Here is a 24,496-nt window from a genome sequence, read left to right on the forward strand (position 1 = left end):
CCGCGGCCGCGGCCACCGAGCGGAAGCCGGACCCCGCCTCCTGACGTACGACACCGTCCACGACAGGCGTTCCACGGGACGGCATTGGGACTCGGATCAACGGTGTCCAAACTGCCTCGACCCACGGCAACACAACCAGGACTGCCGTTCCGCGGCCCGGCCCGCACCGCGTCCGCCGATACTTCGACGCCGCCGGCGACCATCTCCGTCGCGCATACGCGGAACCGGTCTCGGCGGCGGTGTCGAGGAGTCCGGGCCTGGACAGCCGCGCGGCCAGTGCGCTCGGTGACACCTTGAAGTGAGCGACAAGCGCGCTGAGTTCGGCATCGTCCGACAGCGCGTTTGCGGACCATGCGGACGGCGACGAATCGGGGGCAGCCGTACGTGGCCGAAACAGCGCGGACCAGGGGGCGGTTCCCGGCCGTGCCCCGGACGTTCAGATCCTCGAACTGTCAGCCTCTCAACGCGGCGGGAAACACCTCACGATCGAGAGCACCGTCAGGACTCGTGACGCGGATGGCTTCAACCCTTGTCCAGGGGGCGCAACTGCACGGCGCAGTCGTACGTCAGGAGGCGACGCCCGTCGGGAGTGCGGCTCTCGCCTCGCAACTGCCAGCCGCGTTGCTCGTAGTACGCGCCGACGCCGTCCGGCCCGGCGGCAGTCACCAGGGAAACCCGTGTGCAGCCGGCGAGACCTGCGAACTGGTTGAAGCGCTCGATCAAGGCGGCGGCGACGCCGCGGGAGCGAGCGTTCTCGGAGACGGCGACGTGGCTCAGAAACGCGACGCGGCCGACAGGCGGCACGAGTTGCTTGTCCCGCGCCGTGCTGCGGGCGGACTCCAGCTTGCGGTAGTAACGGCCCAGCCGAGTCCGCACGAAGTGCACGCCCAGTCCGGGGCGAACCGCGAGAGCCGCCGCGCCCCGGACGACGAGCCGCCCTCCTTCCCAGCGCAACAGGTGCCGGCGGTGCAGTGCCGGGTCCAGCACACCCACCAGGTAGCCGAGTGGAGCTCCGTCCGCGCCTTCGGCCACGAGCGCTGTGGCGTGCGGGCTGGTCAGGTACGTCCGGGTGTAGGTCGTCAGGAATCTCGGCCCCAACCGCGTGAACAGCCCGTCGGGGAAAAGCCGGCGGTGCTCGGCCACCACGTACCGGAGGTGGCCGGTGTCCATCACGCGCACCGTGAAGTCCGCGCACCGGTCGGCATCGGCTTCAGGGCCGGGCTCGGGCTGGGCCGGAGAGCGGGCAGCGTTCAGCGGCTCAGAAGCGCGGGGGTCGGCGTCCACAACCCCCAAACTACTACGCTGTGTAGAAACAATCAGTGATGCAGACCTGAGCCCGGCATTGCGGCGGGGACCGGAGGGCACATGACCGTGAAGACGTTCGGGGAGTTGGAGGCGGCGATCATGCGGGTGGTGTGGAATGCCCCGAAGCCGGTCTCCATACAAGTGGTCCTCGATTCGCTGGCGCGAGAACGTCCGCCGGCCTACACCACCGTGATGACCGTCACCGAGCGGTTGCGCGAAAAAGGCTGGCTGACGCGGGTGCGACACGGCCGCTCCTACCGCTACTCGGCCACCCGGTCGGCCGACGACTACACCGCACAACTCATGGGCCAGGCCCTGGATGCGTCGGTCGACCGCGCCCGAGCCCTGGCGCGTTTCGCGCGGCAGCTAGGTCCTGCCGAGGCCGAAGCACTGCGCACCGCCCTGGGCCGGCGTACCGACGACGCCGCTCCGGGCGAGGGCTGACAGTGCCGACGACAGGCTTCACCACTCCCCCTGTCCGGACGCCCGAGTTACCACGGCGTCGTCGCCGCGGTCAGTCTTTCGCCGCAATACGGCCCCGGCGCCGGTGTCGCACCCGCCCTGACGCCACTCGCTGAACAAGGATCGTGACTCCACGTGATAGCCCGCCAACATGGCGCGCGCCCCCGCACTCCGAGGTGACACATGCACACGGTCCCGACAATGCAGCCGGTCCAAGCAAGACGCCGCATCCCCAGGCCCTCCCTGTCGAAGGGACTGGTCGTGCTGCTGGCCTCCCTGGCGGCTTGCGCGGTGCCCGCCGCGCCGCAGGCCGCCGCGCAGGCGCAACGCGTCGAGTCCTGGGGCGCCAACGACTTCGGAGAGCTCGGCGACGGCACCACCGATGAGCGGCACACCCCGGTCACTGCGGCCGGCCTGACCGCCGCCGGCGTCACGCGCCTCGCCGCAGGCGGGAACCACGGCCTGGCCGTGCTGTCCAACGGCACCGTAAAGGCCTGGGGCGCCAACGACTTCGGCCAACTCGGTGACGGCACCACCTCCAGTTTGAGCGACCCCGACCACCTCACCCCCGGCACCGTCCGCGAGCTGAGCGGCGTGACCGCGGTCGCCGCCGGCTGCACGTTCAGCCTCGCTCTGCTGTCCGACGGCACGGTCAAAGCCTGGGGCAACAACTTCTCCGGGCAGCTGGGCAACGGCACCAGCGGCTCCATCAGCAACAACACACCCGTCACAGTCATCGACCCCGCCAACCCCAGTGCCCCCCTCAGGGGCGTGACCGCGATCGCAGCCGGCTGCGACCATTCCCTCGCCCTCCTGTCCAACGGCACCGTCAAGGCCTGGGGTGCCAACGACCACGGGCAGCTCGGCAACGGCACCGTCGGCGGCGACACCGGCACACCCGTCACCGTCGTCGACCCCGGCAATCCGGGTGCCCCGCTCACCGGCGTACGCGACATCGACGGGGGGCTCTCGCACAGCCTTGCCCTGCGTTTCGACGGCACTGTCAGGGCCTGGGGTGACAACAGCGACGGACAGGTCGGCAACGGCAGCATCGGCGGCGACACCGGCACCCCGGTCACCGTCGTCAACCTCACCGGCATCGTGGACGTCGACGCGGGAGACTCGCACAGCCTCGCGCGGCGTCTCGACGGCATCGTCCGCGCGTGGGGCGACAACAGCGACGGACAGCTCGGCAACGGCAGCATCGGCGGTGCGAGCGGCACCCCCGCCAACGTCGTCAACCTCACCGGCGTCCGGGACATCTCCGCAGGCGGCGTCCACAACCTGGCGCGCCGGTCCGACGGCAGTCTGCGAGCCTGGGGCGGCAACGACTCCGGGCAGTTGGGCAACGGCAGCACCGCCGACAGCGGTGCCCCGGTCACCGTGCGCACGGGCATCGGCACCATCACCCGCATCGCCGCGGGCGGTAACAGCAGCCTGGCGGCCTGAGCCCCACACGCACACCAGACGCGCAGTAACCCGGCGTACCGCTCGACGAATTGCGGCATGCAGATAGGGGCCGGGGCAGCCGACTGAGAGCGAGCAACAGACCTGGCTCTCAGTCGGCCTGGCGCGAGCGCTCCGTGAGTGCGTACACCTCGGATCGTCGCGGGGCGCCACAATCGGTCGGATCATCGGTGTCCGATTTCGCGTTCCCACGGCCCTGACCGTCCGCGGCGGTCGTTCCTCTCGGCAATGCGCGTCCAAGCGCGCCCGTCGGACCGGGTGCCCGACGCGATGACGTGCAGCACGCCGGTGGCGATATTCGCCCCATGTCGCAGATCGCCTGGCTGTCCGAAAACTCCCGCCTGCCCGAGTAGTGGGCTTGTCTTCTCCGCCGGACGACTGCAAGCCTGTGAACCACAGCGGCGGTGATCCAAGGGGGAGATTGCATAGTGGCTGTTGTGCCGGACGGGGACGGGTGCGTCTACGACGACCTGGCAGACGGGACAGTCGACGAGGATTTCCGGGTGATGACGGGATTCCTGCGCAATCGATACCGGAATCCGGCTTCCGGTGGGCCGTTCTTCTGGGTGGATTTCACGATGGACGACCTGCTGATTCGGATCTATTTCCGGAAGAGCGATCTTTATCTCATAGGCTGGGCGATTCGCTCCGAAGGTACGTTTCCGTACTTCGCCGTCGCCAGAGGGCAGGGGACGACCCCTCCGGATACGCAATTGACCGGGACGGCGCACACCATGTCGCTCTCCTACAAGCCGAGTACCGAGCGGGCCGGCTTGGGACATCGTCGGCTGGTCGAGGACCTGAGGACCCTCCACGGTTATCTGAACAAGTGGGTGAGGGCGGGCCGGGGCCAGGGCAAGCTCCCGACCGAAGACGATCGGGAGAAAGCCGAGCAGGCGTACCACCTTGTCATCAGAACGACGTCGGAAATGGCTCGGCTCGATGGATTTTGCGAGAGCTTTCTGGCCGGCTGGAACGGCGAGTGGTCCCAGTCGACCGTCATAGGGGGCTTGCCCTTCAATGAAGCGGTCAAAGACTGGGCGAATCTGTCGAAGCTGGCTCGCGGAGAGAATGCCACCGTCAGATATCGCGGGTACGTCCTGACTCAGGCGGATGCCAACCAGATCATCAGGAACGGCGCTCAGTACGAGCCTCGCACATAGGCAGGGCACCACCCGACGGGGGAAAACTGCGATGGATCTCGACGCCCTGAAAGCGCACCTGACAAGTCTCGGTGCCCCGCCCACGCTGCGCACCACCGACACCGCGCTGCCACCCCTGCTCCTCGACCTGCTCACCACCTTCCCGGACGGCACCTGTCAGGGCACGGCCGGCTCGGGGGCGCCGCAGATCGACAGCGGCAACACCCACCTCACGCTCGCGCTCACCTGCGCCTCCACCACGTGGCCGGTCGGCGGCAAGGTGACGCTGGCGGTGACCGGGGTGACCCTGACGGTGTCGGCGGAGGGCTCCGTCAGCCTCGTACTCAGCGGCGTGTTCGACTCGGTCGAGGTTGTGTGCACCCTGACCGAGGGCGACGACGGACGGCTGACCGCCGCAGTACGGCCCCGGCAGGCCGGCGCGTTCGCGGACGCCCTCGACCGGCTCGGCGGACGGCTCGCCGACGCGGACGTGTGGCGAACCGCGGTCGAGGGCCTGCACGCGCTCGACTTCGCGGCCCGCGACGTCGCCGGATTCGACTACCGGCTCACCCGCAAGGAATCCGCTGCACCGGCCGTCTACGAGGTCACGTCCATGGCGGTCGTCGCCGCACTGGACCTGGGGGCGCTGCAACTGGACATCGCGGTGTGGCTGCCCGATCTGCGGGTCACGGGAGAACTCCGCGGCGGCACGCCCGTCAACGCCCGGTCCCTGCTCGCGTCGTTCGGGCTGCCCTCGGACGAGTTGCCCGCATCACTGGCCGTCACCGAAGTGGCCTTCGGGGCCCGGCTCGGCAAGGCGTACCTGGCCCGGATGACGGTCACCGGAGACTGGGACGTCGGCTTCGTGACGCTCACCTCCTTGTCCATCGCCCTGTACTACGACCCTGTACGGAAGTTCACGGTCCACGTCGCGGGCACGGTTGCCCTCAGCCGGAAGATCAGCATCGACGTCAGCGCGGTGCAGAACGGCGGCGCACAGGGCGGCTGGACGTTCAGCGGCGGGCTCGCGGCGGGTGAGATCGGCGTCGGTGACGTCATCGAGGCCCTGTGTCTGCCCGCGCCACCCCAGCCGCTCGCCTCGCTGGAGTTGACCGGCCTGTGGCTGTCCCACACCACCGGGACCGAGATCTTCACGTTCCTGTGCCAGGGCGAGATGACCATCGCCGACGGGGTCACCGCCGCGCTGGAGCTGACCGTCACCCGGGACGGCTCCGCGACCCACTACGGCGGCACCCTGTCCGTGGACGGCTTCGGCTTCGAGGTCGCCCTCGACGCGGAGAAGTCCGGCGCCGATGTGCTGGCCGCCACTTACCACGCACCCGAGGACGGGGCGCAGATCACGCTGCGGGATTGGGTGGCCCACTTCTCCGAGCAGTTGGCGGCCGACATCCCCGACAGTCTGCGGATCGGCCTGAAGGACGCCAAGTTCGTGCGCGTCAAACCGCGGAGCGGTCCGGCGGTGTTCGCCCTCGGGGTCGATCTGTCGGCGGGGATCGATCTGGCGCAACTCCCGCTCGTCGGCGGCTTCCTGTCGAGCGCGGGCACCCTCGGCGTGGACGATCTGCAAGTCCTCTACTCCTCCGGGGTGTTCGACGCCGACGCCGCCGCATCGGCCAACGCGTTGCTCGGACAGGCCGGGGTGGTGGCGCTTCCGGCGGGCGGGCTCAAGGCGGGACCTGCGGCGCTGGCCGCGCTGCGGATCGGGCCGGAGAGTGTGCCGGTGGCCCTGGGGCTGCCCGCCGCGGCCGGAAGCGCAGGGTCCGACACCCCGGCCCCTTCACCCGCGCCCTCCCCCGCGCCCTCCCCCGCGCCCGCGCCTGCGACCGCCCCTGCCAAGAGCGGCGGTTCCCCCTCCTCCGCCGGTGTCTGGATCACCGTCCAGAAGCAGCTCGGCGTGGTGCAGATCAACCGAATAGGGGTCGTCTACCAGAACAACGCGCTGCTGTTCGGGTTGGACGCCGGGGTGCAACTGGGGCCGCTGGCCCTGTCCCTGGACGGTCTGGCGGTCGGCTCGGCACTGGACAAATTCGCGCCCGCCTTCCAACTCGACGGCGTCGGCGTGGGATACGTGGCTCCCCCGGTGGAGATCGCCGGGGCGCTGCTGCGCATCCCGCCGAGCCAACTCGACCAGGGGGTGCTCTTCCAGTTCGACGGTACGGCGACCATCGCCGTGCCCGACTTCTCCCTGGCCGCGATCGGCTCGTACGCCCAACTTGCGGACGGACGGCCGTCGTTGTTCCTGTTCGGCCAGCTTGAGGCGCCGCTCGGAGGGCCGCCGCCGCTCCTGGTGACGGGGCTGATGGCCGGGTTCGGCTTCAACCGGGAGCTGACCCTGCCGACCGCCCGGGAGGTGACCGGGTTCCCGCTGTTGACCCTGAACAAGCAGGGGCCCGACGCCGCGAAACGGCCCTCCGATGTGCTGGACGTCCTGGAAGGGCGCGAACCCGCCGTGCCGGGCGGGACGTCGCGCAAGTGGATCGCCCCGAAGGAAGGGTCCTATTGGCTGGCCCTGGGGATCGAGTTCACGGTCGCCGAAGTGGTGAACTCCAAGGTGCTGCTGGCCGCCGAGTTCGGTCGGGAACTGGCGCTGGCCGTCCTCGGCATCGCCACCCTCCAGCTGCCGATGCCGGCCGAGTCGGCGACCCGTACGTACGTGTACGCCGAGCTGGGCCTGGAGGCGGAAGTCCGGCCGCTCGCCGGGAGTTTCGAGCTGGCCGCGCAGCTCGCGCCCGTGTCGTACGTGCTGACCCCGGACTGCCATCTCACCGGCGGGTTCGCCGCCGCCATGTGGTTCGGGCCGCACCCGAGCGCCGGCCAGTTCGTGGTCACCCTCGGCGGCTACCACCCCTCTTTCCAGCGGCCCTCCTCCTACCCCGACGTGCCGCGGCTCGGCATCGACTGGGCGGTCAGCGGCAACCTGACGATCACCGCGCAGGCGTACCTCGCGGTGACCCCGTCCTGCGCGATGGCCGGCGGCAGGCTGAGCATCACCTTCCACGCGGGCGACTTCCGGGCGTGGTTCACCGCCCAGGCCGATCTGCTGCTGTCGTGGCGGCCGTTCTTCTTCGACGCCCGGATCTCGGTGAGCATCGGCGCGTCCTACACGGTCAACATCGGGATCATCCACAAGACGATCAGCGCGTCCGTGGGCGCCGATCTGGAGCTGTGGGGGCCGCCCACGGGCGGCTCGGTCACCGCGCACTTCATCGGCTTCTCCAAGACCATCAGCTTCGGCCCCGGCCGATCCGGCACCGACGCCAAGGCGCTGGGCTGGAGCGAGTTCGCCGACCTGCTGCCGAAACCGGCCGACGTCGTCACCATCGGGCCCGTCAACGGCATCGACAAGGCCGCCCGGGACACCGCCGCCCAGGACCGGGGCAACAGCGGCAAGAGGTGGTACGCCCGCGCCCGTGACCTGCGCTTCTTCACCCAATCCGCAGTGCCCGCCAGCCACTTGCGAATCGGTGGGGACCCGCTGTCCGCGCCCCGCGCCGAAGACGGCCCCGGCGTCGACGTACGGCCCATGAACCGCTCCGGGCTGGTCGGTGAGCACCGGCTGACGCTGTACTACAACGACGCGCCCGCCCCGATGGACGGCTGGACGACGACCTCCCGCACCCACCACTTGCCCGCCTCGCTTTGGGGCACCCCGCCGACGCCCTTCAGCCACACCCCGGGCGCCCCCAGCGCCGAGGTCCTCGCGGACCGCCCGGTCGGTTACGACGTGCGGGCCCCCCGGCCCGAACTGGCCGACTCACGCGGGGTGTTCCCGCTCAGCGAGTACTCCGCCGACGAGATCCCGCCCGGCCTCGCCCCGCTGCCGTCCGTGCCCGTCGCCGACCGCGACTACGTCTTCGTCCCCGACGACACGTCCGTGCAGCGAATCGGACAGACCGACCGGGGTACGGCACGGACCGGGCGCGACCAGGTGTGCGCGGCGCTGGTCGACGCGGGGCTGCTCGACGGCCCGTCCGACGCACTGACCGCGCTGGCGGCCGGGGCGGGCCATTTCTACAGCCAGGCGCCGATGGTGCAGAACCCAGACCGGATGTGAGGGAGCAGGACCACGTGAGTGCGAGCCCGCCGCACCCCGCCCGCGACACCATCCCCATCGGGGACATCGAACTGCACGACCACTATCTGCCCGCCCTGCCCGCCGGCGACTACCGGATCGAGGCCACCCACACCCTGCGCACCGGGACGGACCAGGGCGCGGGAACCGTCGGCGGGCCGTTCCGGGCCGTCCAGCGGTTCACCGTGCGCGCACCGCAGGTGGCGATCGACGCCTCGACCGCGGTGGTCGCCAAGCAGCCGCCGGACACCTCCGGCGGGCAGTTCGCCGAAGTGCTGCCGCATGTGGTGCTCGGTGACCCGCTGCTGCCGTGGGAGCGGCCGTTGCGCGGCGCGGGGCGGAACACCCCGTGGCTGGCGCTGCTGGTCCTGACCGACGATCAGCTCGTCGGCGGAGACACCTCCCCGAACCGGACCGAGACGACCACGGTGGGCGGCTTCCTCGCCACCGACCCCGCCGTGCTCAAGCCCGCGCTGCGCCTGGAGTCCGACATCGGGCCGAACGATCCGTGCGACATCATCCGCGTCCCCGCGTCCGCGTTCCCGGCGGTGGCACCCCGCCTGGCGGAGCTGCCGTATCTCGCGCACTGCCGGGGAGCCAACACCGGGGACCGGCCCGTTCTGGGTCTCCAGGAGGACGGGCTGTTCTCCGTCGTCGTCGCCAACCGTTTCCCTGCCGCCGCCCCGCCCGGCTCACCGCCGGACGCCCGCACCAAGAACATCGTCCACCTGGTGTCCCTGGAGGGCCACGAGCAACTCCTCGGCCCCGACCCGGACTTCCAGGGCCGCACGTCCGTCGCCCTGCTGTCGCTGTGCAGTTGGTCGTTCTGGGCTCACCCGGACGGCAAGGCGCACTTCCGTGATCTCGCCGAAGGGCTCACCCGCACACCGGACGGCTCGCGGGCCGCGACCCGTGAGGAGATGTGGCTGCGGCTGCCCTCCCCGTACCAGGACGCCGACGGCACCCCGCCCGCCCGGCGGGAGGTGGCCCGGCGGATCGGCGACGGCCACGTGCCGCTGCCGTACCTGACCCGCTCCGGCGAGCGCGCCTTCGGCTGGTACCGGGGCCCGCTCACCCCCGTACCACCCCAGCCCGTCGACCGGGTGGCGACCGCCACCGGCGCGGACGCCCTGCTCGGCTACGACCCCGCCTGGGGCAGCTTCGACGTGTCCCTGGCCACCGCGTTCGAGACCGGGCGCGCGCTCGCACTGGCCGATTCGGCGTACGTACAGCAACTGACCGCCTTCAAACGCGCCACCCACGAGCTGGCGGACACCCTGTATCACCAAAAGACCAGCACGCACCTTCCGGAGGATGACAAAGGAGCGGCACGCACCGCTCGGGCGGCCTTCGCGGCGCTGCTGGACGGGCCGTTGCTCACCGCCGTGGGCGCGACCCCGGCGCGACCGGGTGACCCCTGGTCGCCGCCCGCACCCGCGCCCGCGCCGAGCGACCCCAGCGCCGACCTGGACGCCTTCCTGCGCTCCGACGCCGCCCGCGCGGCCGTCACCGAGGCACTGGAAACGGACGACGGCCTCCAAGCACACCTCGCGCCGGTCGTGGACTGGCTGGGCCGGCTGCTGCTGCTCACACCGGTGCCGTTCACCCATCTCGTGCCGGACGCGCGGATGCTGCCGCCGGAGTCGCTGCGCTTCTTCCACACCGACCCGAACTGGCTGGACGCGCTGATCGGCGGGGCGCTGGGGATCGGCGCGCAGTCGAGCCGGGACACGCTCCAGGACGCGGTGGTGGCCGCCGCCGTAAGAGCCGAGGCCGCCAAGGCCGCGGCCCGGCACCGCGACCGGCAGCGCGACGCCGAGCCCGGCGATCCGGACGCCTCCCTCGGCAGGGTCTGCGGGCTGCTGCTGCGCTCCGCGCTGGTCTCCGGCTGGCCCCACCTCGCCGTACGAGCCGTCGACGCGGCCGGGGCGGCGCTGCCGGTGCTGCGGATGGACCATCTCTCCCCGACCGTGCTGCTGTGCCTGTTCAACGGTGTGCCCGCCACCGTCGAACTCGCCGAACCCCAGGAAGGGTTCCGCTTCGGCGTCGAGGACGACGGGCTGATACCGCTGCGCAGCCTGGTGCCGGACGCCGGCCCACGGCTGCCGCTGGGCGAACAGCTCGGCGCGGACGTCACGTTCGACGTCCTGCGCCATCTCCGCCCGTGCGCCGACCCCGCCGTACGCGTCCTGGACCTCACCTCGCTCGTACCCGCACTGGCCGCCGCCCTGGACACCGCGCACGGGACGAGCGTCGGCGCGATCGGTCCCGCCGATCTCGCGCTGCAACTGGTCAAAGTGCCGGAGGCGATTCGTTTCGACGGTCCGGATGGGGACCGCTTCCCGGCGACCGGAGGAACCCGACGATGAGTACGCGCCCCGCCCTCGTCGTGCCGGTCGCGCTCGACGCGCTCGTGGTGAACCGGGCCCTGCTGGGCAGGGACGGCTTCCGGACCTGGCGGCAGAACTACCTGGCCCTGGACAACTTCATCAGCCCCGAACCCGAGGAGGGGGACCGGGAGACCGACGACCCCCAGTTCCGGCAGACCGGGGTCCATCTGCACTGGACACTCCCCCGGGGACTGCGCCACGGCGTACAGGACCCGGCGACCGAGGAGGTCGACTACCCGCTGGTGCCCAACCGCTGGCTCGTCACCCGGTTCAGCGGCACCGGCACCCGGCGGATCAGGGCGTGGGTGATCGAGAGCGACTGCCCGCACACGCCCTACGCCCTGGAGCAGGGCCACCCCCTGGAAAACTCCAGCCCCTACATGGTCGCCAAGGACACGCTGAACGCCTGGCAGGCCAGCCCGGACCCCTACCGCAGCGCCCTCACCGACCCGGCCCCCCAGGTCCTGCTCGGGCTCGCCTTCCCCGTCACCGACGGCACGCCCTGGACGGAACGGGCCGCGAGGGACCCGCTGTTCCTCACCGCCATGGACACCGGCGACCCGCACTTCACCACGTACGTCCCACACAACACCAACGTCTTCTCCTTCATCGACGACCTGTCCGACGTCACCGCGACGGACACGCTGGGATACCAGGTCATCGGCTGGTACTCCGACCCGGCCGCCGACGTCCTCGCCACGCTCCCGCCCGGCACCTCCTACGCCGACCTGCTCACCCGGCTGGACTGGCGGGACCCGAGGCTCACCGGCAATCCCGTCCTGGACGGCGCCGTCACCCCCGCCGTACGCAGCCTCTACCAGGGCCTGGCCCTGACCGTGCCCTGGGACCCGGCCGACAACGCCGCCGCCCCCTCTCCCGACCCGCTGCACACCGTGCAGGACAACGGAACCCTCAACGTCGCCATCGGCACCACCACCGAAGACGCCTTCACCGCGCTCGCCGGACACGCCCTCCAGGCGACCGGGGCCCGGCCCGCCGCCGCGGACATGCAGCTGCTCCGGGCGTTCCTGCACGACCTGCTCTCCGTCGCCGACGAGAAAGGCGGGGACGAACGGGTGCGGCGCGAAGTGCACGCGGCCTCGTTCGCGCCGTCATCGGGCGGATACCGGTGGACGGTGACACCACCGCCGGCCGACCCGGCGCCGGACGGCACACCCGCGGCGCCCTTCACCCCGCCCGCCTGGCTCACCACCCTCAACGACGACCAGGACCGGCTGGACGCGCTGCTCGGCGAGGTGCACGCGCTCCAGTGGCGGCTCAACTCCCTGTGGTTGAAGAACGGCATCCTGGAGTTCATCCCTCCGCCGCCGCCCGGAGATGCCCCGGACCAGGACGACATCCAGGCCGAGCTGGACCCCGCCCGGCAGGGTTCCCTCGCGCACACCCTGCGCGAAAAGACCGCCCGGGCACGCGCGTTGGCGGTCCTGGTGCCCCAGCCCGACTGGTCCGGCCCATGTGCCACCGCCCAAGAGGCGCTCCAAGCCGGGATCAGCGCCTTCGCGCGGGCCAAGGGGCTGACCGGCGGCGCCACGCTCAAGGCCGTGCCCCGGCCCGCCTATTGGCGCAGCGCCAACCCTGTGGTGAGCGTCTCGGGCATCCAGCCCCCGGCCGACGCCGTGGTCTCCGACGAGCCTGTGCCCGTCCGTCCGTTCGCCGACGACACCCCGACCCCGCCGGTCAGCGCCGTCTCGGTCGGCGGCCGGGCCGTCACGGTGACGCCGGGACAGGGCGGGCTGCCCACACTGCCGGGGCTCGGCGCGCTGCCGGGCGAGGTCGCCACCCTGCTCACGGAGTACTACCTGCTGGACCCGGGCAACGCGCACGCCCTCGCCGCCGCCACCGGCGTGGCCGAGTCCGACCTCACCGCCACGCTCACCGCACACCGCCCGTCCGACTACACCGGCACCCTGCCCGCGCTGGGCCTGGAACCCTGGAGCCAGCCCTGGGAGCCGCTGTTCATGGAGTGGAACGTCTCCTACCGGCACATCCCGCACTCCGTGGACGGCCGGAGCTGCTGGGCCTTCGACGGCACCGACTACCAATACACCCCGGGCGCCCGCCTCGACGAGGACCCGGTCGCCGTCACGGGCATCTCCGCCCTCGGCCCGCACCCCCGCAGCCTGTTCGCCTCCCGGCTGAACGAGTTCGTCTCGCGGCACGGCTCCACCGCCCAGCGCGACCAACTCGCCGCCTGGCTCGGGGCGGTCGGCGACTGGGGCATCCTCGCCCAGGAGCTGACCGGTTTCAACGACCGCCTCGCCGCCCGCGACACCCGCGCCTTCCGCCGCCCCACCACCGGGGACGACAGCTTCCCGCAGATCGCGGGCCTGGTCGGCTACCCCGACGCCGAGACCCAGGACGCGCTGCCGGCCCGCTACCGGGGCCGGGTCACCAGCGTCCCCTACCTCCCCGGCGGCGAGAGCGCGGACTTCCACGAGACCCGCCAAGGCCAGATCCATGTGCAAGAACTCTTCCTCTACGACAAGTTCGGCCGCGTCCTCGACGTCGTCAGCCCGAACCTCCAGCAGGGCGGTCTGCACGAGTTCCGCAGCTTCCCCCTGGTCGTCGACACAGCCCTGACCACGCAGTCCTCGCTCACCCCGACGGTCGCCGCCGTCGCCCAGCTGCCCCCGCGCCCGCTCCAGCCCGCCCGGCTCGACTTCGAACTGCTGGACGCGGCCACCGGCACCCGAGTGGTGGCGACAGCCGCCGACCCAAGTCCCGTCACCGGCTGGCTGCTGCCCAACCACCTCGACCGCAGCCTGCTGCTGTACGACCCGGCGGGCCGTTTCCTGGGCACCTACCGGCTGCTCACCGACAACTCCGGCACCCGCACCGGCCAGTGGGAGCCCCCACCCGACGGCACGGTCACCACCCTCGCCCAGGTCGAGGCACTCGCCCCCACCGTCGCCGGTCTGCTGCGCTCCCGGGGCCTGGCCGCCGAGGCCAACCTCAGCGCGTTCCTGGACGTCATCGACTCGACGCTGTGGACCACCGACCCGCTCGGGCGCCGCGCCGACCAGACACTGTCCGCCCTCGTCGGACGACCCCTGGCCCTGGTCCAGGCCCGGCTGCGGCTGGCCCTGGACGGGCCGCCCCTGACCGACACCGGCTGGGCGGCCACCCTCGATCCGCCGGCTCCCGCCTTCACCTCCGACCCGTTCGCCGTCCGGCTGGGCGACCAGCCCGCCCGCGACGACGGACTCATCGGCTTCTTCCGGACCGCGCCCGGCGGCGGGTACGACTACGAGCGATTCGACAGCGTCACCGCCCCCGACGACGGCCAGAGCCTCATCGTCCCGATCGGCCCGCCCGGCACCCTCGCAGACCCGCCGCCCAACTACCTGACTCTGACCTTCGGCGATCCCACGCCTACCCGGCTGCTCCTGCTCGTCGACCCACGCGCGAGTGTCCACGCCGTCACCGGCATCACCCCCACGACGGCCGTGACCATCCAACCACCGCATGTCGACGGGGCGTTGCGCCACCTCCAGGCCCAGTTCCGGTTCGGGCCCGTCATGGGTGGCGGCCAGGACGGGACAATCCCGTTCCCCCGACCCTCCACCCGGCACGGCACCTGGTCCTGGATGCGTCCGGAGCAGCCGGGCGGCCCCTGGACGTCGTACGACCTGGCCCCGGCACCGGCGAACGCGCAGTTCCCGGACCATCCTCCGACGCTCGAAGACGGCCTGCTCCAACTCCGCACCGAGCCCGAGCCCGAGCCCGAGTCCTAGCCCGAGTCCTAGCCCGGTCCCAGCCCGAGTCGCAGCCCGAGCCCGAGTCGCAGCCCGGCTCCGGGCAGTCACCCGCATACGCACCAGGAGGCCTCGCCATGCCCGACAAGCCCCCGCTGCTCACCTACCGCCCCTCCACCAGCCCGGCCCCGCTCCAGGCGAGCACGCCCGGGACCGCGACCGAGGGCCGGGTCAACCTGGCCGTCAGCGCCGGCCAGGCCACCGTGTACTGCGACCAGATCCTGCTGAGCGTCCCGAAGAACGCGGAGAGCGGCGGCGCGTACTTCGCCACGAAGCCGCACATCTCCACCAGTAGCGACCGCTGGAACGTGGCGTCACTGGTCGAGGTGACCGCGCAGGAGATCGGCGCGAAGGGCAGCGCCGAGTACTGGCGGGCCACCCTCAAGTCCGCGGGCGAGGCGTACGACAAGGTCGAAGGCACCCTGGACTTCGGCATCACCGGCGAGCTCAGCGTCAGCGCAGGCACGATGGACTGCTACATCACGGAGTACTCCGCCACCACGCCCGGCCGCACGAACTACACCCACGAAACCTTCATCCTGCCCCTGCCCGTCACGGGCCCCGTCTTCTACCTGCACACCTTCCTCGCCCGCGGCAGCGCCAGTGCCACCGCCCCGAAGACGAAGTTCACGGCGAACGAGTCCGTGTACCTCTCCTGGGAGAGCAACGGCGCCTACTTCCGGGTGTACGACGGCGACGGCAGCCTCGTCTACGAGGGCCCCGACACCTTCTGCTCGCTCAGCGGCGGCCACCTCACCATGGACACCACCTTCACGCTGGAGGCGTCGATGTCGTCGACGACCGAGGGCGACTCCTTCAAGCCGGTCTACCAATACGCCACGCTCGCCCTCAGCGTGAAGGACCCGACCCTGGCCGCACTGACCGTCCAAGGGGAGATCTCGGGCCAGTCCGGTCTTGACGTGGCCGGGAGCACGTCGGTGGGGAACTACCTCACGGTGCATGGCTCGGCCAGCGTCGACAGCAGCCTGTTGGTCGGCGGCAGCGCAACCGTGCAGAGCAGCCTCAGCGTGAACGGCTCCCTGAGTGTCGAGAGCACCGTGTATGCCGAGAGCGACCTGCGTGTCAACGGCACCCTGGACGCCAACGGCGACCTCAACGCCAACAGCGACCTGAACGCGAACAGCACCTTGAACGCCAACGGCCAAGTCAACGCGATCAGCGACGACCACTACGTCCGGATCCGCGAACTGCGCGGCCCGATCTACGAGAAGCTCTCCATCAACAGCAATACCGAGCTGATCGAGGGATGCAATCTGAACGTGACCGGGGACAGCACGATCAAGGGCTACGGGGTGCTCTCCGACGGAGACAATATCGGCCTGCACAACACGTACTACGGCGGCTATCTCTACGCCAGCACCTACGAAAACGGCAGCGACCGCCGAATCCCCTACGTGTGGACGCCGGGCGACCGGGTCCTGGAGTCGCACTGGCGCATCTCCCGCGACTGACACCGCCCGAGGGCCGCACTCCGGCAGATCGGAGATGCGGCCCTCAGGGTGCCCGAGGTCGGACAAGGCAGTACGCCCCACAATGTCCCAGTCCCTCCAGAGTCTTCTCCCCGCCTCATGGTCGTGACGGCAGAAACGGGCTCGGCGTACCGCTCCAGGAAACGTGCAGCGCTTCCCGTGCCCGGGTGCAGGCGACGAACAAGACACACCGCTCACGCAGCATGTCGCTCTCGTGCTGGAGACGGTCCGCCTCAACCGGCGTGATCTCACGCGCGAACGGCAACGCGCTCGCGTTCACGCCCAGCACCGCGACGCAGCGGAACTCCAAGCCCTTCATCGCGTGCATCGTGGCCAGTCGTACGCCGTCCGTGCCGGGGCGAGGGTTGTCCTTGACCCGGACGACCGGCACATCGGCCGCCATCAACCGGTCGTAGACCTTGTCCAGCAGCACATTGAACCGGGCGCAGACGGCGATCTCACTCGGACGCACCCCCTGCCGCAGCCACTCCTCGACGCGCTCCACCAGCGCGGCGGCCTCCGCGCTCTCGGAGGCGTAGCCGCCGGTGAACGGGCGCTTGCCGCGCAACAGCGAGCGGTATCCGACGAGCGTGTCGTACCCGTCCCCGCCGAGGTCGTCGACGCCGACGCCGTTCATGATCCCGGTCGACCACACCAGGATCTCCTCGGTGCTGCGGTAGTTGATGCGCAGTCGCCGTGTGCGCCCGGCGACCGAGATGCCGAGCGAACTGAGCGTGACCTTGGAGTCATAGATCCGCTGGTGCGGGTCGCCGGTGACGAACAGGTCGTCGGGGCCGGGCGCGACCACCGCGCGCAGCACACGCCATTGATCGTGCGTACGGCGCGCAGGACTTGGGCGTCGATGCCGAGGTCGCGAAGGACCGTGTCGGAGTGCTTGGCGAAAAGCAGTTCGGGCGCCGCGGCGGCGGCCTCCGCCATCGCGGGCGCCAGTTGCTCGATCGCGTCCACGTTTCGCACTTCCAGGCCACCGGTCACGGAGTTGACCGTGTAGAGCCGACGCGCCGCCCAGGTGTACGCGTCGTCGTGCGGCACGACATTCAGCAGCAGGAAGGTGTCCGAGCCATCGTCGGGCGCGAGCACCACGCCACGCCAGAAGTCGTTGATCCGGATCGTGCGCATGCGGTGGTCGCGGGCGTTCTCCACCGACTCCAGGTGCAGCCCCTTGTCGGCGTGCAGCTCGGCGACGGACAGTTGCTGGAACTTGGCCATCGCCTTCTTGACCCCGGCCTTGACCGGCTTCTCCAGCGCGTCATATCCCTGCCAGAAGGTACTGGCGAACGCGAGCTGCGGCACGAGCGATCCCCCCGGTGATCTGCGAGCGACCCGAGTGTCGACGATATCCGTACCACCGCTCCCGGACGAGGGGCGCGCTCCGAGGTGGTCGGTCGGGTGGGCTGTGAGGCGTCGGCCGGCGGCAAGTCAGCGGTCCTGACGATCAGTTCGCGTCGGTGCCAAGGGCAAGCTCAGCCCAGACGGTCTTCGAGGAGTGGTCGCGACTCACGGCCCAGCCCCAGCGGTCCGATAACGCGGCGACGAGAAGAAGCCCTCGGCCGGAAACCGCGTCAGGAACGTGCGGCGTCGGTTGGGGCACGCACGCGCCGCACGCATCGGTGACCTCGATGCGGAGCCTCCGGTGCTCCGACACGCCCGGCAGCACGGCGAGACACAGACGGAACCCGTTGCGGTCGCTGCTCCCGTGGATGACGGCGTTCGCGGTCAGCTCGGCAACGATCAGGGCTGCTGTCCGGGAGACCTCGGAGTCGAGCGGCCACCCCCAGTCGGCGAGTTCGCGCAAAGCCGCGTGGCGTGCCCGGCGCGCGGCCTGCGGGGTCGATTCCAGGACACCGACGAAGCGGAGGATGGGCAGGGAAGTCGGCGGAGGAGATACCGGAGCGTTCATGTGCCCAGCGTCGCGGCGCGGAGCGGCTGCCTGCCAGCCAGGCATTCGGTACGGCGCGTATCCGTACTGTCGCGGTCAGTGCCGACGCGGTTCTGTACCGGACGGCGCTTCGTCAGCCACGGGAATGGCGGGAAACGCACGCCCTGTCCGCTCAGGACTTCGGATTGCGGAGCGTCCTCGACTGATGTCCGCCGGCGGAACGTCTTACTACAGCACCCCGCGATGTAGTCGTGTCAGGTGTTCCGCGGCGTCGAACCTCAAGAGCCGGTGGGGGTGGTCGGACAACAAGCTGTCGTACAGCCGCTCGTAGTGCGCGACTTTGCGCGGTGTGCGGCCGTCGTTTCCGTACGTGGCGAGCAATTCGGTTCCCTGCGCCGCGAATCCCGTCATCGCCGTGTGGTCGATCCACAGTTCGACGCCCGATTCGTCAAAAACGGCCACGGTTTCCTTGCTGCTCGCCCCCGTCCGCCAACTTGTCCGCAATCGGGCTGTTCCCGTACGCCCACGCGAGGTGAACGCGAACGTGCACCACGCGCTCGCACCGTCGTCCAGTTCCGTTCCCGCCGTCATACGGATCGGCTCCACCAGTCGGGCGACAACGCTGAGTTGGTTGATCCCCGAGTCCGTCCAACTCGACCCGTACGACGTGAACGCCTGTCGCCCGCGCAGGACATACGGGTCGTGGAACGCGGCCGTCACTTCGGTGACCGGCCCCCACTCCTCGTGTTCCCCGACCATCAGCGCCGCCCATTCCACCTCCGGCGAGAACGCGAAGTGATGGGCGGTGAAGACGCGTCCGCGCACATCGGCCATCGCGCAGAGCCGGTCCAGCGACGCGACGTCATGCACGAGCGGCTTTTCGACCAATACACGCGCCGTACTGCGCGTCAACGCCTCCGCAACGAGGTCCATGTGCGAGTCCGTGGGGGTCGCGATCACGATCAGCTCGGGTTGATGCTTGGTGAGGGCGTCTTTCAGGGAGTGATAGTGCGGCGCCCGCGCCTCGCGGAAGAGCGGTGCGTCGGCCACGTTCGGGTCGACGGTGAAGTCCAACGCCACCCGCTTGTCGGCCGCGAGCACTTGGAGATGTGTCTGCGCGATATGTCCGAGTCCCAACAACCCGACACGTACGACCTCATCCATGTGCACCCGCCGCTGCCTCGGGCTCGTCGTCACTGTCCGCCGTCCCGTGCCGCGCGGCGCCACAAAGGCCCTCCCAACGACGCAGCGCCGCGTCCGCCCCGTCGATCCAATCCACAGCCGGTCGGCAGTCCGCCGCTGCTTCCGTGCCGTCGATCCAGGTCGTCACCACCGGCACCCAGTATGTGTTGCCCCCTGAAGCGGCCGTTCGGGCGTCGAGTTCGGTCCGCGTACGACGGGCCGACTCCCGGTCCCCTGTCCGCACGCTCACCAGGATCTCGGCAACATCGGCGAGATTGTGGCCTCCTCGGTAACCGATTCCGTCGGTCAGGCTCCGGGTGTCCGCGACCGCGATCCGTGCTGCCGTGGCGTCGCCCGCCATGGCCGCCGCCACTGCTTCCGCCGACCTCACTTTGACCAACTCGACCGGGTTCGGGACAAGGTCAAGCAACTCGCGGGCGCGAGTGGCTGCCAGTGAGACCGCCTCGGTATCGCCCGACCAGCACAATGTCTGTGCGAGATTCGCCAACGCCTTGGCTTCGGCGGCGGCCAATCCCGAATCCCTCGCCAAAGAGATCGCTGCTTCGTACGCCTCGACCGCCTCGGCAAACCGCGCATTGACCCGCCAGATGTGGCCGACCAGCCGCAGCCGCTCGCCCTCCTCGGCGTCGTCGCCGCCTCTCTGCGCCCGCAAGATGTCCATCGCCGACGAGAAGCGACCGTTCAAATAGTCGTAGTCACACAGCCAATACCGCGCCGCGGCGTCGAATTCGCCGCCCAGCAGCTCGCCATAGATGGCGGCGGCACGGTTGTAGTCGCCGGCATTCCGGAGCGCGTGAGCCAGATGCAGACGGACCAGCCGCCCGGCCAACCCGGCCGAGGCCACATCGATGGCGTCGAGAACGGCAACCGCTTCGGGCGCTCGGCCGGTACGCCGCAACCGGATGCCCTCGATGGCGCCCTGCACCGCGCGCAATTCGCTGCCGGACGGCTCACGTGGCGCCTCGTCACTGTTGTCGACACCGATTGCCATCCACTGCCCGGCCTCGACCAGGCGTTGCGCGGCGCGCACCATCCAGTCGTCGAAGACACCGCATGTGGCAGACAGCCGCAGCCCCGATTCAAGAGCCTGAGCGACGGCCGCGCGGCCGACGGACATGTCCGTGCGACTGCCCAGCCAACTCAGCAGCCGCTCTGCGACATCTCTGCGATCTTGATCCGACCAGCCGTCCGGCAGTCCCCGGTCCGCCTCGCGGACCGCGTGGCGCAAGGCGGCGTGCAGGGCGTAAGGCCGTTGGTAGGTGTCGTCGTGGGTGAGGAACGGCCGACGCAGGAAGCGCGCGACACGGCCGTCGGAAAGCATCGGCTGCCCGGCACGCAGCAGTGCGGCGTCGAACCTGTCGACCAAGGCCGCCGTACGGACCAAGTCGCGTTCCGCTTGGGAGAGATCCCGTAGCGACCGTGTCGCAACCGCGGTGAACGAGCCGCCGAAATGGTCCACGGTGGGTTCCGTGCCCCGCGCGAGCAGTTCCACGAAATGTGAGACCGAGAGGTCCAGGTAAAGCGGCAGCCCGCGGCCGCCGGAGACGATGCGCTCACGAACCGTGCTGGGCATCGCGGGTTCACCGTTGCGTACCAGCGCTTCGCGCAGGAAATGGTCGGCGTCGGAGTCCGAGAGATAGCCGACCAGATGCTGGCGCGGCTCGTCGTTCTCGTTGCCGAAATGCAGACCAGGCCAGAAGTGCGGGCCGGCGAAGTCCATTTCGCCGTTCGCGTCGCCATCAGCCCAGTCGAGTCGGTTGCGCCCGGTGATCACGAACAGGACATTCGGCATCAAGTAGACAGATCGTTGAACGAAGCGCTCCGCCGTCCGATCCGCGCGCCCTCCGAGCGCCTCGAACGTGTCCAGAAAGACGCATACGTGCGGTCGCGGGCTGCTTCGGCTGATCCGGTCCAAATCCCAGGCCAACAGGTAGGGAAAGTACGACAGGGTGTCGTAGTCCGCTTCGGCTTCGACGAGTTCGGCGAACAACTCGCAATCGGCGAGGAGTCGGCCCTCCCGAACGCGATCACGGATCGCCCGGTACACGCCGAAGGCGGCGCGCTGAGCAAGACCGGTGAGTCCTCCGAGGGCTCCCGGCAGAACCTCCCCGACGTTCGCGGCGATCTGCTCCCCCAGATTGGCGCCGCGAGAGGCGCGACGCATGCCTGGGGAGGAGTCCAGAAACTCCTGCAAGGGCTCGCCGGGATGCGCCCGTGCCCAATATGACGTCAGCGCCAGGTCGAACGCACTCCAGCGGTTGCCCAGTTGACCCAACCCGGCGCGCAGCCGCAACACGAGGCTTTCGATGTCTGCGGCACCCTCCTCCGAAACGTCGACGCGTACGGACACCGCGTCAGTCCGCCCGTCCGCTTCCGCGTCGGCGTGAAACACTCGCTCCAGTTCATGGGAGAGCGTCGTTTTCCCGATGCCGCCGACCCCGTAGAAGGCAAGGACATTTCGGCGCCCTTGCGCCCGGTCGGCGACGGGGGAGATCTCCGCCGTGTCAAGCCGCCGGTGCAGTTCGGTAAGCGATCTGCGGAACGCGGCGACCTCGTTCACCCGGTCCGTGAACACTTGCTGGGCGGCGACGTTGGAGGACACACCGCTCATGAACGCGGCGCGTAAGTTCAACCGTGCCATCGGACCCCCTCGTAGACGCTGCGGCCAACTCGACCGTAGCGTGGATCGGACGTGAGTACACCGGGACTCCGGCTCTTCGGCTGGTGCGCCGACAATCCGACCGTCAGAACCGGCCGGTCGGCTGTCTCTTGTCGGATCTCGCTCCGAGAGCCTATGCGGAACGACATCAACTACCCCGGCCGGGCGGGGACTTCTTCCTCTTGCCGGAGCTCCAGGGGATGAGCCGACGTCGGCGATCGATGTCATCGGCGGTTACGGTCGGGCGCGGGCCGCCGGAGGCTCTCGGGGAGTTCCGGCGAAACGCACTCTGCGGGAGGGGGACGCGGCTGCGACGTCGGACCAGCCGATCGCGGCGACGATCCTCAACCTGGTGGGAGGGTCGTTCGTCTCCGCGTCGGTTGTGACGCTCATCCTCGGCGCGATGACCGCGAGGAGGCGAGCGCGCAGGTCGACAGCGCGGTTTTGCGCGGGTTGCAAGACGTGCTGACGCCGATTCGGGATCCGTTGTACGGCAGCGCGCTCGCGGCGTATCGGTATGACTGTCACTTGTTGTGCCCGCCTGCGGGCGATCCCGAGCCGGACTACTTGTACCAGTGCATTCGAATTTCGTACCGGGTCGAGGAACTGCCCGCCGTGTTGCGGGTCGTGTGTGCGGCGTCGCGTGACGATCGGGCGCTGGAGGGGTTGGAGGCCGAGGACTACGTCCTGCGGTGGATGGTCGATGACAACCTCGATGTGGCGGATCACCGGATCTTCTCTTTCGGCGGGATCCGGATCGACGGCGTCGAAATCGCTGCGGGCAACGTGGAGTTCCAACCGATCGCGGGAGGGCGGGCGAGGATCGAGCGCTTCCCGGTTCCTCGCGGGCTGCGCGGCACGGTCGGCCACAAGCTGGAATTCTCTTTCATCGCGCGGAAGTACATCGGGAACGACAGGCGTATCCGGATCCAGGCGCAGTTGTTCCGGCACGTGACCGATGCGGAGTACCGGCTCACGGTCGATCCGGCGCTGCGGTTGTCCCGGTTGTACGTGAGCGCGTCGGAGGTCAGTGCGCTCGGGGTCGCGCAGGGGGCGAGTGTACGGGCGCTGTACCCGGAGCCGTTCGACCGCTTCGCAGCCATCGCGCAGTTGCCGTTCCCGTTGCAGCCCGGAAGTACGATCGCGTTTCAGTTGGACCGCGACACCATCCCGGCGCAGGCGACCGCGACGCCGTAGCGAGGGTGGACGCGCGGTACACAGTCCGGCGGCTGTCGGGGGCAATGAGGGAATTCAAGCCAACGAGTTCGGACGATCGGGTGTGCGAGGGCGGCGGAGGGACGTACGCTTGCCACAGATCGGGCACCCTTCGTGTTCATGTGCTTGCTTGGCGTGAACATGGTTGCTCGGCTTGGGGCTTGGTTCGGGACGTGGGGCGGTGGTACGAGTGGCGGAAATCGTACGGCGGGATGGTGGGGATGAGGAACGCTCGGCCTTGTTGCTGCCGGAAGACACCGACGGCGCACAGGAGTTGTTCCGGACGCTGGGCAGGCAGGTCAGGATCCTGAGGGAGCGGGCCGGGCTGTCGCGGAAGGAGCTGGGGCAGAGGCTGGGGTACAGCGAGGAGACGATCTCGTCGCTGGAGCGAGGGCGCAGGACGCCGCAGCCGGAATTCCTCGAAGCGGTGGACGAGGTGCTGGACGCGGGCGGGTTGTTGGCCACGGCCGGCGAGGATGTGAAGCGGGCGAAAACCAAGGCGCGGGTGAAGCATCCGGCGTGGTTCCGCGACTACGCGCGACTTGAAAGCGAGGCGGTTGAACTCCACTTCTACGCCACGCTGACCATTCCCGGGCTGTTTCAGACCGAGGGCTACGCACGAGCGATCTTCACGGCCCACCAGCCGCTCCTGGACGAAGCAGCGATCGAGGAACGGATCGCCTCACGGCTGGGCCGACAGGAGATCTTTGAACGTTGGCCTCCCCCGATGGTGAGCCTGGTCATCGAGGAAACCGTCTTGCGACGCTGCATCGGTGGCCGGGCGGTTCAGCAAGAGCAGCTTCAGCACCTCCTGCAGCTCGGCCGTATGCGGAACATTAACGTGCAGGTCCTGCCGCTGGATTGCCAAGGACATGCGGGGATGGAAGGCCCGTTCATCCTGCTCACCCCGAAGGGCCGCCCACCCGTCGGCTACATGGAAGTACAGGACGAGAGCAGGCTGGTGACCGACCAGGAGGAAGTTCGTATCCTGGCAGCGCGTTTCGGGACCATCCGTGCGCAGGCCCTCACTCCCGTCGAGTCTTTGACGCTGATCGAGAAGGTGTTGAGAGAACTATGAGCACCGAACGGCTGACCACCCGAGCGGTCAACCTTGACTGGCGCAAGAGCAGCTACAGCGGCGGAAACGGAGGCGAGTGCGTAGAGGTCGCACCCGCTCCTGCGGCCGTGTTCATCCGAGACTCCAAGAACCCGAGCGGGACTCGGTTGAACGTGACGACGAGCGTGTGGAGCACGTTCGTGCAACAGACGAAGTAGATATGCACGTCTCGTGCGCCCGGCCGCGATCGCGGCCGGGCGTACAGACATGTACGGAGATCTTCAGCTCGCTTCCAGCCGCTCAGGATGGCGCGACCCCTGCCCAGGCGGCGGGCTGA

14 protein-coding genes and 1 pseudogene are annotated in these 24,496 nt (G+C 69.7%); 10 read left to right on the top strand and 5 right to left on the bottom strand.

Going from position 1 to position 24,496, the window contains the following annotated elements:
* Nucleotides 1-522: 522 nt before the first annotated feature.
* Nucleotides 523-1,170, bottom strand: coding sequence for a GNAT family N-acetyltransferase (locus ACRX5W_RS28285; RefSeq protein ID WP_436791184.1), 648 nt, complete (start codon nucleotides 1,168-1,170; stop codon nucleotides 523-525).
* Between the two features lie 195 nt (nucleotides 1,171-1,365).
* On the opposite strand from ACRX5W_RS28285, the gene ACRX5W_RS28290 reads away from it, so the two are divergent.
* The 7 genes from ACRX5W_RS28290 (at nucleotide 1,366) to ACRX5W_RS28320 (ending at nucleotide 16,107) form a co-directional block, all read left to right on the top strand.
* Nucleotides 1,366-1,749 carry a BlaI/MecI/CopY family transcriptional regulator gene (locus ACRX5W_RS28290; RefSeq protein ID WP_436791185.1) on the top strand — a complete coding sequence of 128 codons (384 nt, stop codon included), beginning with the start codon at nucleotides 1,366-1,368 and terminating at the stop codon, nucleotides 1,747-1,749.
* Between the two features lie 279 nt (nucleotides 1,750-2,028).
* Nucleotides 2,029-3,216 (top strand): RCC1 domain-containing protein, encoded by a 1,188-nt coding sequence (locus ACRX5W_RS28295; RefSeq protein WP_436791186.1) that lies wholly within the window; start codon nucleotides 2,029-2,031, stop codon nucleotides 3,214-3,216.
* A gap of 446 nt (nucleotides 3,217-3,662) precedes the next feature.
* A complete protein-coding gene (locus ACRX5W_RS28300; protein WP_436791187.1) occupies nucleotides 3,663-4,397 on the top strand; it encodes a ribosome-inactivating family protein in 735 nt (244 codons plus the stop codon).
* A 31-nt stretch (nucleotides 4,398-4,428) separates the two neighbouring features.
* Nucleotides 4,429-8,451 carry a DUF6603 domain-containing protein gene (locus ACRX5W_RS28305; protein ID WP_436791188.1) on the top strand — a complete coding sequence of 1,341 codons (4,023 nt, stop codon included), beginning with the start codon at nucleotides 4,429-4,431 and terminating at the stop codon, nucleotides 8,449-8,451.
* Between the two features lie 14 nt (nucleotides 8,452-8,465).
* Nucleotides 8,466-10,838, top strand: coding sequence for a hypothetical protein (locus tag ACRX5W_RS28310; RefSeq protein ID WP_436791189.1), 2,373 nt, complete (start codon nucleotides 8,466-8,468; stop codon nucleotides 10,836-10,838).
* Entirely contained in the window at nucleotides 10,835-14,614 is a 3,780-nt protein-coding gene (locus ACRX5W_RS28315) for a hypothetical protein (protein ID WP_436791190.1), read from the top strand. Before ACRX5W_RS28310 ends, ACRX5W_RS28315 begins: the two co-directional genes overlap by 4 nt.
* Nucleotides 14,615-14,712: 98 nt before the next feature.
* The gene (locus ACRX5W_RS28320) at nucleotides 14,713-16,107 is read left to right on the top strand and encodes a hypothetical protein (RefSeq protein ID WP_436791191.1); all 1,395 of its coding nucleotides are present in this window, start codon (nucleotides 14,713-14,715) and stop codon (nucleotides 16,105-16,107) included.
* Between the two features lie 115 nt (nucleotides 16,108-16,222).
* On the opposite strand, the pseudogene ACRX5W_RS28325 reads toward ACRX5W_RS28320, so the two are convergent.
* From ACRX5W_RS28325 to ACRX5W_RS28340, 4 genes and pseudogenes are all read right to left on the bottom strand, one after another.
* Nucleotides 16,223-17,439, bottom strand: a pseudogene (locus ACRX5W_RS28325) (3'-5' exonuclease).
* 142 nt (nucleotides 17,440-17,581) lie between these two features.
* Nucleotides 17,582-18,046, bottom strand: a complete 465-nt coding sequence (locus ACRX5W_RS28330) for an ATP-binding protein (RefSeq protein WP_436791192.1) — start codon at nucleotides 18,044-18,046, stop codon at nucleotides 17,582-17,584.
* A gap of 207 nt (nucleotides 18,047-18,253) precedes the next feature.
* Entirely contained in the window at nucleotides 18,254-19,189 is a 936-nt protein-coding gene (locus ACRX5W_RS28335) for a Gfo/Idh/MocA family protein (RefSeq protein WP_436791193.1), read from the bottom strand.
* On the bottom strand, nucleotides 19,182-22,115 hold the full coding sequence (locus tag ACRX5W_RS28340) for a hypothetical protein (RefSeq protein ID WP_436791194.1): 2,934 nt from the start codon (nucleotides 22,113-22,115) through the stop codon (nucleotides 19,182-19,184). Before ACRX5W_RS28340 ends, ACRX5W_RS28335 begins: the two co-directional genes overlap by 8 nt.
* A 234-nt stretch (nucleotides 22,116-22,349) precedes the next feature.
* On the opposite strand from ACRX5W_RS28340, the gene ACRX5W_RS28345 reads away from it, so the two are divergent.
* The 3 genes from ACRX5W_RS28345 to ACRX5W_RS28355 all read left to right on the top strand — a co-directional run bounded on the left by ACRX5W_RS28345 (nucleotide 22,350) and on the right by ACRX5W_RS28355 (nucleotide 24,377).
* Nucleotides 22,350-23,084 carry a hypothetical protein gene (locus tag ACRX5W_RS28345; protein WP_436791195.1) on the top strand — a complete coding sequence of 245 codons (735 nt, stop codon included), beginning with the start codon at nucleotides 22,350-22,352 and terminating at the stop codon, nucleotides 23,082-23,084.
* Between the two features lie 208 nt (nucleotides 23,085-23,292).
* A complete protein-coding gene (locus ACRX5W_RS28350; RefSeq protein ID WP_436791196.1) occupies nucleotides 23,293-24,180 on the top strand; it encodes a helix-turn-helix domain-containing protein in 888 nt (295 codons plus the stop codon).
* On the top strand, nucleotides 24,177-24,377 hold the full coding sequence (locus tag ACRX5W_RS28355; RefSeq protein WP_436791197.1) for a DUF397 domain-containing protein: 201 nt from the start codon (nucleotides 24,177-24,179) through the stop codon (nucleotides 24,375-24,377). Before ACRX5W_RS28350 ends, ACRX5W_RS28355 begins: the two co-directional genes overlap by 4 nt.
* The last annotated feature ends 119 nt before the right edge of the window (nucleotides 24,378-24,496 follow it).

This window comes from Yinghuangia sp. YIM S10712 (assembly GCF_051388935.1).
In the GTDB taxonomy this organism is placed as follows: domain Bacteria; phylum Actinomycetota; class Actinomycetes; order Streptomycetales; family Streptomycetaceae; genus Yinghuangia.

Bases quoted from the DNA above. Each gene is read 5' to 3' on its own strand.
- ACRX5W_RS28285 (WP_436791184.1), bottom strand. From the start codon at position 1,170: ATGGACACCGGCCACCTCCGGTACGTGGTGGCCGAGCACCGCCGGCTT.
- ACRX5W_RS28290 (WP_436791185.1), top strand. From the start codon at position 1,366: ATGACCGTGAAGACGTTCGGGGAGTTGGAGGCGGCGATCATGCGGGTG.
- ACRX5W_RS28305 (WP_436791188.1), top strand. From the start codon at position 4,429: ATGGATCTCGACGCCCTGAAAGCGCACCTGACAAGTCTCGGTGCCCCG.
- ACRX5W_RS28315 (WP_436791190.1), top strand. From the start codon at position 10,835: ATGAGTACGCGCCCCGCCCTCGTCGTGCCGGTCGCGCTCGACGCGCTC.
- ACRX5W_RS28320 (WP_436791191.1), top strand. From the start codon at position 14,713: ATGCCCGACAAGCCCCCGCTGCTCACCTACCGCCCCTCCACCAGCCCG.
- ACRX5W_RS28330 (WP_436791192.1), bottom strand. From the start codon at position 18,046: ATGAACGCTCCGGTATCTCCTCCGCCGACTTCCCTGCCCATCCTCCGC.
- ACRX5W_RS28335 (WP_436791193.1), bottom strand. From the start codon at position 19,189: ATGGATGAGGTCGTACGTGTCGGGTTGTTGGGACTCGGACATATCGCG.
- ACRX5W_RS28340 (WP_436791194.1), bottom strand. From the start codon at position 22,115: ATGACATCGATCGCCGACGTCGGCTCATCCCCTGGAGCTCCGGCAAGA.
- ACRX5W_RS28355 (WP_436791197.1), top strand. From the start codon at position 24,177: ATGAGCACCGAACGGCTGACCACCCGAGCGGTCAACCTTGACTGGCGC.